Source organism: Shewanella sp. MF05956 (assembly GCF_059758055.1).
This window is the reverse complement of the sequence record NZ_JCAYNV010000003.1, coordinates 197,411-209,293: the sequence shown is the minus strand read 5'-3', so window position 1 is coordinate 209,293 and position 11,883 is coordinate 197,411. Positions and strand designations below refer to the sequence as shown.

8 protein-coding genes are annotated in these 11,883 nt (G+C 40.7%); 1 reads left to right on the top strand and 7 read right to left on the bottom strand.

The features are described from left to right. Positions 1-494 precede the first annotated feature (494 nt). The gene (locus tag AC19MX_RS04590) at positions 495-1,202 is read right to left on the bottom strand and encodes a M48 family metallopeptidase (protein ID WP_498296693.1); all 708 of its coding nucleotides are present in this window, start codon (positions 1,200-1,202) and stop codon (positions 495-497) included. 11 nt (positions 1,203-1,213) lie between these two features. Beyond that, complete coding sequence (locus AC19MX_RS04585; RefSeq protein WP_498296691.1) at positions 1,214-4,330, bottom strand: type I restriction endonuclease subunit R; 3,117 nt, start codon at positions 4,328-4,330, stop codon at positions 1,214-1,216. Positions 4,331-4,550: 220 nt separating this feature from the next. Here AC19MX_RS04585 and AC19MX_RS04580 point away from each other — a divergent pair, with 220 nt between their 5' ends. Then, complete coding sequence (locus tag AC19MX_RS04580; RefSeq protein ID WP_498296689.1) at positions 4,551-4,712, top strand: hypothetical protein; 162 nt, start codon at positions 4,551-4,553, stop codon at positions 4,710-4,712. 154 nt (positions 4,713-4,866) lie between these two features. Here the strand turns inward: AC19MX_RS04580 and AC19MX_RS04575 are convergent, their stop codons facing one another. From AC19MX_RS04575 to AC19MX_RS04555, 5 genes are all read right to left on the bottom strand, one after another. Then, positions 4,867-6,084 (bottom strand): hypothetical protein, encoded by a 1,218-nt coding sequence (locus tag AC19MX_RS04575; protein ID WP_498296687.1) that lies wholly within the window; start codon positions 6,082-6,084, stop codon positions 4,867-4,869. Between the two features lie 77 nt (positions 6,085-6,161). Further along, a complete protein-coding gene (locus AC19MX_RS04570; protein ID WP_498296685.1) occupies positions 6,162-6,842 on the bottom strand; it encodes a PM0109 family protein in 681 nt (226 codons plus the stop codon). Beyond that, positions 6,842-7,696 (bottom strand): hypothetical protein, encoded by an 855-nt coding sequence (locus AC19MX_RS04565; RefSeq protein ID WP_498296683.1) that lies wholly within the window; start codon positions 7,694-7,696, stop codon positions 6,842-6,844. The genes AC19MX_RS04570 and AC19MX_RS04565 overlap by 1 nt, the downstream gene beginning before the upstream one ends. Before the next feature lie 320 nt (positions 7,697-8,016). Continuing rightward, positions 8,017-9,327, bottom strand: a complete 1,311-nt coding sequence (locus tag AC19MX_RS04560; RefSeq protein WP_498296681.1) for a restriction endonuclease subunit S — start codon at positions 9,325-9,327, stop codon at positions 8,017-8,019. After that, positions 9,327-11,186, bottom strand: a complete 1,860-nt coding sequence (locus AC19MX_RS04555; protein WP_498296679.1) for a type I restriction-modification system subunit M — start codon at positions 11,184-11,186, stop codon at positions 9,327-9,329. The genes AC19MX_RS04560 and AC19MX_RS04555 overlap by 1 nt, the downstream gene beginning before the upstream one ends. Between the last annotated feature and the right edge of the window lie 697 nt (positions 11,187-11,883).

Below are 11,883 nucleotides of genomic sequence, written 5' to 3'. Positions count from 1 at the left end.
TATCTGTTTATAGCATCATTAATAATCCCCCCCAATAATTAGTGATGCTATATTTAAAAGTCAAAATTACAAAGACATATATTAGCATGTACAATACAGGCAATAAAATCAGTACTATTTGTTTAAATTGACAACAAACTCAATAAATATTTTTAATATCATATATCGGCTATGAATATTCACAATATGAGATGTTAACTTCCTATTAGTAATTGATTGTAATGGTTTTTAGTTTTATTTTGTTGCTGATTTCTTGGGTTAAAACATCTACCCTCTTTGTTATATAAAACAATTTAACAATGAGGAAGTCTTTTGAAAGGGTTATTTATCCCCCAATAACGTTTATTAAACACATATTTGTAGCCATAGATATAACTTCATTGTGGCAGCTAGATCTATAACGTTACTGCCAAAAAGTGAGTTTGAACTACATGAATCTTTATTCTAAACCATCAACCGCCCGCTAAACTAAGATTCCCTGCCTGATTAGCAGATCAAATAACCAATCTTGCTGCATTTTCTTTTAGCCATAGCTTGTATTCCATGTAGTCAGGCATTACTCGTTCGACTTCTCGCCAAAATAGTGGAGAGTGGTCAAGTTGTTTTAAATGGCTCAGCTCATGGATAACGACGTAATCAACAACACGGTTAGGGGCCATCATAATTACCCAATTAAAGTCTAAATCTCCTTTGGGGTTACAACTTCCCCAGCGACTTTTGAAGGTTTTGATGTTGACGGATTTAGGTGAAACGTTCATTACTTTCGCATATCGACGTACTTTCTCTTTTAGTTTGAGTAGTGCATGGCGTTTATACCACCCCACAAGCGCCTCTCTCACCAAATTAGGCCGCGCTGACCCCATAGGGACGGTAACGATTAAACGTCCCTCTACAAGCTTTACAGGCTCAAAATTGCCAGCGTGAACTTTTAAGCGATAATGTCGGCCGAGGTAGGGCAAAGCCTCACCCGATATAAACTCTCTATCACCAGATGCTGCTAGTTCGTCATGTAGGGCTATTTTATCCATAACCCATTGGCGTTTATCTTTTAGTATCTGCTCAATGCGTTCTGTGGCTAATAGCTTAGGCACAGTGACTGTAACCAAGCCTTTTTCCACGGTAATTGATGCCGTTTTTGCTCTAGCCGTTCTGGATATTTGAGCTTTAAAGCCATTAGCTTCAATCAGTTCTTGTTTCTTCATAGCCCTAATCATTACTTGTTAAACTTGTGCTGAGCTAATTCCATAAACCTATCTTGTAGATTGGTGATTAAGATCGGGTTACTGAATGAAGCGTCAATCACAGCTCGCTTTATCTCTTTTTTCAGACGTTTTACTTCATCATCTTTATCAAAAAAATCGACTATCTGAGTCGCATCATCAAACATGGCCACAAGGCTTTGGGTAATTGTTTTAATCTCTATGAGTTGATGCTCATCGATAACTTCTATGTCGCTAGTTTGCGTAACTTCAGCGATCAAAATGTTATAAAAAGCATACTCAGTTTCAGATAATCCCGCATTTTTAGCTGCTTTTCTACGATCGATTTCAATCGTGTCCACCATCGATAACAATAGTTCTAATTGTTGCTCCCACTGGCCGGCATTCTTTTCAATAATGTCCCTTAATCGCAGACTTAAAGACTTGTAATACTCCGGATCATCTTCGAGTTTTATGGTGATGTGATGCTTAATCGCACTCTCGATTTCAGATGCTTTAGATTCAGCAGATTTCTCTGGTCGAATGCTCTCTTTAAAGTTAGCCGCTAACAGGTCTACAGGCGGAATTTTAGGGTCCACGCCGGTACTTAAAATATGTTCGTCTACAAGCTTACGTACTTTTGCGCCGATGTCAGACATATCAAGACCAGCATCGCGATACTGATTGCGTGCTGCGTTATGTACTTTACCCAGTAACTTCATGTCAGCTAAAAAAGGCGCAGCAGCTACATCGGGTAAAATGATATTCATCTGTTTAGCAAATCGCTTAAAAGCCATATCAAACTGCGAACGGACCGCTTCTTCTTTCAACGCGAGTACGTAATGATCGACCTCTTTAACTTTAATGTGTCTAAAAAAAGAAATCGCTAAAGTGTGAGTGGCTTTAAGTTTAGGTATCTCATCTTTTAAGCTCTGGTAAGTTCCTTCAACATCATCACTACTAAACATCTCCATCGCATCGACCAAATGTTTTGATAACCCAAAATAATCGACCACATAACCACAGGTTTTGCCTTTGTAAGTTCGGTTAACCCTTGCTATTGCTTGCATCAATGTGTGATCTTGCAGCTTACGGTCTATGTACATCACCTGAGCAATCGGCGCATCAAACCCAGTCAATAACATGTCTTTCACAATCAAAAATGCCGTCGGATTTTCAGATAATGGTTTAGTGAACTCTTGGATTATTTTCTTTTGTTTTACTTTGTCAGTATGTTCGGAAATGTATTGTTCATCGTTATGATCACCAGAAATAATCACTTCAGCAGGTGGCGAACCTAATTCATCTAAGGTCTTTTTAAAGATAACAGCGGCATGACGACTGCCAACCACTATCATGGCTTTGAAGCCATCAGGCTGAATGTGTTGCCTGTAGTGAGATAGCAAATCAATACACACCCAGCGAATTCGTGCAGGGGCTTCACGAACTGCCCGTTCTATGCCGTATTTTTGTTTAATTTCACGCTGTTCTTCTTTGGTGTAATGACCAAAATAAGCTTCAAATAGCTTGTCTAATGATTCGCCCGCAACTTCTGTTTGTACCTGGCGGCCTTCATACAAAATACGCACAGTTGCACCATCATCAACCGCCTGGTTAATTTTGTACTCATCAATGTAACCACCAAAAGCTTTGTCCATTTTCTGGGATTTCAGTAATGGTGTACCGGTAAATCCAATTTTTGGTGCATTGGGTAGAGCAGCATTAATGGTCATGGCAAGCCCACCAAATTGGGTTCTGTGGGCTTCATCGGCAAGCACAATGATTTTATCGGAAGGGTTTAGGTTACTAAAACCGTCAGAGTCATCATCGGTACTGAGCTCTTTTTCTAAATCTAAGAATTTTTGTACCATTGCCGTGACTAAATCAGAGCTGTCTTTTTTGAGTAAGGCTTTTAGTTCTGTAACAGAGCCAGCGTTATAAATGGTTTCGCCTTGCGCAGCACGGAAGGTGCTCGATAATTGTTCATCTAACTGGGTACGGTCAGTGATAAACACCAGTTTGTATTGTTTAAGAACTGGGTCGCGGCGCATTTTAACGGCAAGCATGACCATGGTGAGTGATTTACCACTGCCTTGTGTATGCCACACAACACCAGATTTCTCTTTACGATCTTTGCCTGTTTTGAGGCGTTCAATCACCTTGTTAACAGCGCGATATTGCTGATAGCGCGCCACTTTCTTAATCAGCTTGCCTTCTACAGGCTCAAACAGAATGAAGTTTTGCAGCAGGTCTAAAAAGTTTGCTCGGCTGAACATGCCAGCGATCAGCCTTTGCTGTGCTGTAATTCCTGTTATTGATTCATATTGTGAGCTCGTAGCACTGTAAAGGGATGGGTTGTCATGAATCTGTATATCTTCTGTTGCGCTAAATGTAGCAGTATTACTACCTGTTATTGCCAGGCTTAAGTTTTGTGCTGAAAGCGCATCGTCTGTAAAAGGGTAAGCGTCTTTCCAATCGGCATAGTGGGATGAATTCGAACTAATTGTGCCCACTTTCGCCCTATCGCGGCAGCTTGATACCATGAGTTGGTTGTACCAAAAAAGGCGTTGTGCGCCTTCATCATCGGCACTATTACGCAAGTTAGCATAACGGCGTAGTTGATTAATGCCTTCGTTGATAGGGTCAGATATATAGGGGGATTTGCATTCAATAACCGCTAGTGGCAACCCATTAATAAAGCATACAATATCAGGGATAATATTCTGGTTTACCCCCTCAACTTTAAATTGTGAAGTGCAAATAAACTCGTTGGCTTCAATATTATCAAAATCAATTAACTTAACGGTTTGGCCCTTACGGCCTTTACCTAAATCTTGTTCGACAGAAAGGTAGTTGACTAAAGTGTGATAAATCGCCTGATTGTATTCCATCAAGCCAACAAAGTTAGGGTGGGTTATCTCACGGGAAACTTTGCGAAGGTTCTCATCATTAATCCAAGGATTGATGCGCTTTATGGCTGATTCAAGGCGGCCAACTAACACAACATCACGAAGATAAGGCCGTTCGTTATGCTCAGGCGTGAGCTTTGCTCCAGCGATAAATTGCCAGCCTAGTAGTTGTAATTGACTGATAGCAGGCAATTCAACCTTATTTAGTTCATCCTGATCCATAACGATTCCCATCTTAATAAGATTGACCACATCTTTAGTGCTCGATATTACAGATACTTAGCACGAATAACAGCTACCAAAAACGAATCAGTAGTGAGTTAATTCAAAATAATACAAATTTGGACAGTTCCCCCCCCATCCAAGCAATAAAAGTCTCGGATATTATTCCTGGTGTTGGTAGAGGCTTCTACCAACATAACCTAATCTTGGAGATACAAAAATGAGTAATAACAAAACACCAATGACACCACAAGCGGCCGCTCGTATTCAAAGTACAACTGCAAAGCAAAACGATGGCACAGTCGCTAAAGGTAGCTTTGCTGCTAAGGCAACAAGTGCAGCAGCAAAGAATTTAGTTAGCGGCAAACTGGGAGGTCAGTAAAAATGTCTAAACATGACGATGATAACCGTTCACAACAACTCGACCCTGAGCATGATGCCTATTGGCAGAGTCGCGGCGAAGATGAACGCCCTGATGATTGGCAAGAGCAGCTAGACAATTAAGTTTTATGTATAAAGAAAACGCACATACAACATCATGTTGTTTGTGCGTTTTTATTAATATAAACCAGCTTAAAACGTTCAAAATACTTAGGGTAGCACGCTAATACTTCAGCGATAACCACAAGGATTCTGTGATCATTTGTCTCTTTAAGTAACCTTTCGACTAAGGTATCGATAGCATTCGCGATGCGTAGATAGATTAACGTCGACTCAATTTCATAATCCCCTAAGTCATTCGCAAGATTAGTAAGAAACTGTCGTAGCTTCTTATCAGAAGGCATATTTTTACGATTGCGCCAATCTTTAATCTGTCCATATTGCTTGTCGTTTAAAGTGTCTTCTTTGTTACCAAACTCTTCAATATCAATGTAAGACGCCAATGCACGCCAACCAGAATCGAGTTTATGGTGTGTTAATGTATTTCTTAGCTCCATTAACATAGCACCAAAGCAAGTGCATTCTTCATTAGATACTGCGTAAGTATTGAGGACCGAAGAAAATACACCGTCATTAGACTCTATTTCAATCTCTGGCATTTGCCTCGAGGCATAAAGTAAAAGACCGACCTCGTAACTTGCAATTGCAGATAAATAAAAATCAAATCTTAGATGATATTCTGCTTTCTTTACTGCGATAGCATTAGTTTCAACGCGAAACATGGGGTCACTAATGTTGCTAAAAAAATGGGTTAAGCATGCTAATTGCTCTGCTGGCAGCATACTGTTTCTTGTCCATGTATCAAGTTGAGCTTGCCAAATCGCATTGGTATCATTCTTGTCTATTATTTTTTCCCTGATTTGATGCTTTATCCCTTTTATCATTTGATAGTCAGCTTCGGCTCTCATATCAATAAAATCAAATAAAGTAATTAACTCACTATCATAACTTGAGAGCTTGAAGCCGTTAGATGTTGAGTACCAAAGCCCTGCATTAGATCCGACACGCATGGCTCGATATGTTTTTAACATTAACGGAAGATCTATAAATTGTTTAAATGGAATGGGTAATTTATTCATCCAACCAGCTAACTTACTCATCGTCGGTTTTGCTACGCCATTGTTTGTCATTTCAGCCCGGGAGCTTCTTCCTACATTTAATGGTATTCCGTGATGTTCTTCGGCAAAGGGGATCATTTTGACAACATTATCTGGAAAACCTAATAACTGACAAATATTTGCAGGTGAAGGCAAAAACACGCTTTGAAAATTAATAGTGTTAAGAACATACTTCCCATGGTGATTAGGCTTCATTTACGTCTTCCTTGGATAATTCCTTTTCAAAGCTAACTTGTATACGTTTAATCGGTTTAACTCAGGTGCCATGAGCATCAGGTAGCATTCTCAGCAGCGATTGATTTTGCATGTAATATGGCACTAGCAAGGCATTGTTCAATTTTTGCGGTTAACTCTTGAATAGCGTCTTGGGTCATTAGCTGTGAGACAGACACTTCAAATCCTGATGATACAATTGGCTGTCCATTGACATCTTTTGTGCTGTTGTGGTCGGCATCGAAAGCCTGATAAGTAGGAAAAGCACCTTGGCTCCAGATACTTGAATACCAATGTAGGTTCTCGTTTTTGAAAGGGGTATATATGCCAATTTTTACTATTGATTGAGCCTGCGTAACAGGTATAGATAAAGCCAAGCCGTCCATTTCGCTGCGCTTCATTTCTTTCTCATCCACACCCGTATCAGAATCGACATAGAATGAGATGAGAAAATCATCGATAGCGATGCTGTTTTCATCCTTTATATTTTTGAATACATAAATCGCAGACATTGCTGGCAGCATATCCCAAGCCCATTTACTAAAAGGGTTTGAGTTTCGTGATGCAGGACGAGAAAATTTTCGAGGTTCCCAAAAGTAAAAGTCAGTCCCTAGTTGAGTCGCTATTTTCTCAATACTCGGTAGTAAGCGTTGGTAGTACGCCGCTAACAGGCGGTGCGCAGTACGAACTTGAATAAGTAGCTCATCTTGGGTTTCGGGCGTTAAAGGGGAGTTATTCATTAAAATGCTCTTTGCCAATAAATTAATGGTGAGTTTTGTAGGTCTTTCAATGGGTACTTTTTCTGCCATGCATGGAGCTGTGAAAACGGTTTTAGTGTCTGCGAAGGCAGTGAATGTTGCGCAAGTTGCGGTTGATTCAACGTGAGTTGGGGGCAATTATGTCTTAGTAGTGTAGGCCAAGTGAATTCGCTGGTGATAAGCCCATAGAGTTTTAAGGCCTGAATCATATCATCTAAAATTCGCAGATCTTGTGGGTTATAGAGTTCAACATTATGCTGGCGAAAATGAACAAGTTTATCGGCGACAAACTGCCATTCAATGGCAGCCATGCCATGTAGCCACGGCTGAAAAAGTGTTAAAAAATTGGCGCTGCATGCTGCAAAATCTATTTTGTGGTTACGGCCGATTGCCAGAAAATAAAATACCTTATCCGGTTCTTCGCTTGATTCGGTATAGCCAATAATTTCATTGCGCCATTGTTGCTCGTATTGATCACCGCCATTAGGTGGTTTCACTTCGATAAGAATGTTGGCCTGGCTAAAACGCAGTAATAAATCAGGTTCGACAAACGTACGGTTGGTATCCTTGACTAACGGGTAGTGTGGCCAGTAATCAATGCCTTCAAAATCACCGAGGTTGCTTAATACAGGGCTTGTATTGGTGGCAGTTTTTGCTTTTTGAAACCAATGCTGGATAAGCGCAGCTTGAACACTCGCGGATAAATACGCAAAGCGCTCAAAAAAAGTAGAGGTGAGCAAGTCTTCTCTGGTATTAAATAACTGTGACCAACTCATAGAGTGATTTGTGCCATCGGAAACTCTTCCTGCTTTCCCGTGCAGTATTGCTGTTAACATCCTTGATTATCCTTAGTCACCTTCAGCGAACTCGGTGGTTAATTCATCGGCTAATACCTTTAGCACTTGCTTGACGTATTCAGCACGCTGGCTGCCTTGTGGCTCATATTCAACAGTCACTTAATTATTAAAAGTAGCGTCCACTTGCCAGTAAGTGAATTTCATCGCGCAATTGACGGCTTGCTGTCACTGTTAGCGACTTTGGTCGAGCATCATTTTGAATAGGCCTTGCTGTGGTGCAAGTTCATCAAGGATTTCAAGATTATTCAAGACGTAATCTTCCGTCTTGATGGTTAACTTGGACCGTGGCTTGTGGCTCATCAGCGTACCCCAACGTTTACCCGTACCTTACCCGTGAGCAGATCTTGCATTAGCGCTTTTTTGAGTATTTTTAAGCTTCTTAGTTTCTTCTCTGTGGTTGTAAGTCTCACCTCCAATGAATTTACCATATTGGTAATGACTTGTTGCTCTTCAAGTGAAGGTATTACACAGGGAATATTTTGTAGGATTGATTGGGAAATATTTGTTTGTGACATAGCAAGGCCCGATACTTTACTTGCTAAATATTTTTGTACGAAGGTATTGCTAAGCCATAATGCGAGATATTTTGAAATACATATGTTGTTTGTTTGTATTCTAATTATTTTATCAGAAAGCATTACTTTGGCTGGTACGAAGTTGACGTGAGAAATAACTCCCACACGCTCAGCTGGCCCAGCTCGAGTTATTAAAATATCGTTATTTTTCACTTGTATCTGCGGCCGAGGCTCTAGATTAAATGGTAGCTTTTTATTTGCTAAAGGATTAAAGCCATCCCATGATACTGCTGTCGTTTTAAGGATACACCAATCTCCCGTTTGAGCAGGAGTAGACTCACACTGAGGGCTCCAACCAGACTCCATTACACTAATGAGTTTACTTAATTTCGTTATCTCCCAGCTCTTGGGGATTCTGCCGACGGGTGAGTCTTTGAATTCGGTGTGGGGGATGTAACCCTTGCCATTGGCAGAGTCTTGCCTGGTGCCGACGCCATGCGTTAGCAGCTCTTGCATCATGCCGCTTTTTAACTTTTTGAGCTTATCGATTTGTGCCTGTGTTTTTTCAATCACTTCATCCACAGACGTCAAAATCGCAGCTATTTTTTGCTGCTCTGGGAGTGGGGGAATAGTTAAATTTAACGTAATCAGATCTTTCCAATAAATTGCTGCTACGCTCGTTGTACCAGCAACAATTTGTTTGAGTGCTTTAACAGTAGAATCTAAATTAAATAAATAACCCATGTATATCGAATCAACTGACTCAATAAACTTAATTCGTAATAAATTATTATCGAAAACAGCCTTGACGTTTTGATCTCTAAAAATAGATGTTTTACCAACGAGATCTGGTGTATTTCTTGTATTAAAAAGGAAATCACCTCGATTTAGAATTAGTGATGTTAAAGACTGTGTAAGCTCAACATACTCCACTTTATTATAATTAATCGAGCCTAATGATAAATTACCCATTTTTATCAATAAGATTTTTTTCTGTTCTCCTCCTCGACTTGTTGTTCCAAGCTCTTTTGAACCAACAAAATGGATAAGCTTACCAGCCTTCCAACCTTCTGGAGTCTCTTTAGGTAAAATCATTACTCAGCCCCTCCTGCATCCTTATAGTCGTGGACATTATAACCAAGCTCCTTCAGGTAACCTTGCATCACTTGTTCGGCTTCTGCCACTTCGGCATCGAGTTGGTGCAGTGACACTTGGTACTTGTCCCACCAACGTTCGAACTGGCCAACGATGAGTGTCACTGAAGCAAGCTCCGTTGTAGACGCTTGCTCTGATGAGTTATCAGTAGCACTGTCTTCAATGGCCTTAACTTGCTCAAGACTGTTTTCTACAAGCGGGCGGATCTGCTCTTTGGTGGTGATTTCGGCTTTGAACTGGTAATACTGTTGATCTGTATTCTGGCTTGCATGGTTTAGCTTAGGCTCAAATACACTGCTGACATCAAAACCCTTAAGAATTTCTTCCTGAATATAATCGTTTTCGACTTCACGCACAGGAATGCCGCCGTGAAGAATGGCGCGCACATCAAATATTTCTGCGGGTGGTGAGGTGTCGGCGTAGCGGCGGATATTGAGGTTGTAGTCGTTGTCGCGAATGTCTTGCAGATTGACTATGGCTGAATAGCGTTTAATTTCTTTGTAACTGTCGAAGGTTTCGACGATGTTAGCTATATCTTGTGGGCGTAGGCTGTTTTGGTTTTTGCCTTCTTGGTACTCAAGCTCAGCATTAATAAACAGCACCTTACCTTGGCGTTCGGTTGGCTTTTGTTTGTTGATGATAAGCAAGCTGGCTGGAATGCCTGTACCGTAAAATAAGCCTGATGGTAAACCGATAACCGCTTCGAGCAAGTCATCTTCTAATATGCCTTTACGTATGTCTTTCTCGCTTGAACCGCGAAACAGCACGCCATGGGGCATCACAACGCCCACCATGCCATCGCTATTGGTGCTGGCTATCATGTGTTGCACAAAAGCGAGATCGCCAGAGTCTTTTGGTGGTGTGCCATAAGGGAAGCGGCCAAAGGCATCACTGTCACATTCTTCTTTACCCCATTTAGATAAAGAGAATGGCGGGTTAGCTATGACTCGATCGAATGTCATTAGGCTGCCATCATGGGTGTGCTTAGGTTCGCGCAGGGTATCGCCTTTGCGAATATCGGCACTTTGCACCCCATGCAGAAACATGTTCATTTTACAGATTGCCCAGGTATTGAGGTTCATCTCCTGGCCGTATAACGATAGATTTGCCGCATTTTCACCATGGCTAGCAAGGTGATTACGCATTTGGATCAGCATACCGCCAGAGCCTGCAGTAGGATCGTAAATCCGCATACCTGCATGGGGCTTTAATAGCGCCACCAATAATTGCACCACTTCGCTTGGAGTATAAAACTCACCGCCTTTTTTACCCGCGCTGTCGGCAAACATCTTAATAAGATATTCATAAGCCGTACCAAGTAAGTCTGGGCGTTCAAAGTCGCAGTTACGCAGACGATATTTGCTGAAATGGCTGAGTAGGTCGCGCAGTTTACTGTCGGACAGTTTGTTTTTAATGTTGAAGTCGATAGTGACTAACACGCCCTCTAGGCTCTTGTTGTGTTCTTCAATTGCTTCTGTGGCCGAGTTGAGCTTAGCGCCAATATCATGTTTTAAATCTTTAAGGTTATTCCAACGGGCGATATCAGGAATATAGAAGGTACTGTCGTATTCATCATGACCTTCTGCATAGGCCTCAGCTTCAGCCTGGGTTTTACCTTTGGCAAGGTAGTATGCCACCACACTTTCGCGAGCTTCGTCGAAGGAATCAGACAAACGTTTAAGGAACATCATGCCGAAGATATAGTCTTTGAATTCCGACGCGTCCATGTTGCCACGAAGAATGTCAGCCGTTTCCCAGAGGAAGGACTCTAATTGCTGAAGTGTGATTTGAGTAGCCACGTTGATTCTCTTATTAATTCAGTTAGCACAGGGGTTTAGCTTGGAGAGAATAGCACTGCGCTTTGGTAAAAGAAGTGTACTGATAAGCGACTGGAGGTACAAGATTATAGAGACATTTAACGAATCGATAAGAGCCTTACTTAACCGTGAGTTGTCACATCATTATCAACATAACGGCCTCACCCTCAGATTAAGTTGTTTTTAAGAGGCTTGAATTGATGGCGTTGTATAGCTGACTTGGTATGAAACTAGGGGCTATAGATAAGTATTTATATCTTGGTATATCGTTTGTAGTCACAATAGTTAACAACGATTGCATTATCAGTTATGTTACACTTATCTTGCGTAATATAATGCGCTGTCTTTTTATTTGCGCGTAACAATTTTATGACATTATATGGTGTTATTTTTTGTTTTTATGACAGCTTATGGTGTGATTTTTGGTTTTTTCGGTCACTAAAGATTACAGTGTTTCCATTATAGTTTTTCATAGTAATATGTAGGTGTATAAAGGTGTTGAGCCGGTTTATCATAAAAATTAAAAATAATTACTTTTATGACAGCTTATGCAGTAATCAACAAAGTACATTAGTAATAAGACAAGCAGTTAAATGCCAATAACAATATTAAGATAAGGCAAAAGAGAATTAACATGCAGTATTTCAACCTTCGATCTTATTTGCATATAGGCAATAAA

Bases quoted from the DNA above. Each gene is read 5' to 3' on its own strand.
- AC19MX_RS04575 (WP_498296687.1), bottom strand. From the start codon at position 6,084: ATGAAGCCTAATCACCATGGGAAGTATGTTCTTAACACTATTAATTTT.
- AC19MX_RS04585 (WP_498296691.1), bottom strand. From the start codon at position 4,330: ATGGATCAGGATGAACTAAATAAGGTTGAATTGCCTGCTATCAGTCAA.
- AC19MX_RS04565 (WP_498296683.1), bottom strand. From the start codon at position 7,696: ATGTTAACAGCAATACTGCACGGGAAAGCAGGAAGAGTTTCCGATGGC.
- AC19MX_RS04570 (WP_498296685.1), bottom strand. From the start codon at position 6,842: ATGAATAACTCCCCTTTAACGCCCGAAACCCAAGATGAGCTACTTATT.
- AC19MX_RS04580 (WP_498296689.1), top strand. From the start codon at position 4,551: ATGAGTAATAACAAAACACCAATGACACCACAAGCGGCCGCTCGTATT.
- AC19MX_RS04590 (WP_498296693.1), bottom strand. From the start codon at position 1,202: ATGAAGAAACAAGAACTGATTGAAGCTAATGGCTTTAAAGCTCAAATA.
- AC19MX_RS04560 (WP_498296681.1), bottom strand. From the start codon at position 9,327: ATGATTTTACCTAAAGAGACTCCAGAAGGTTGGAAGGCTGGTAAGCTT.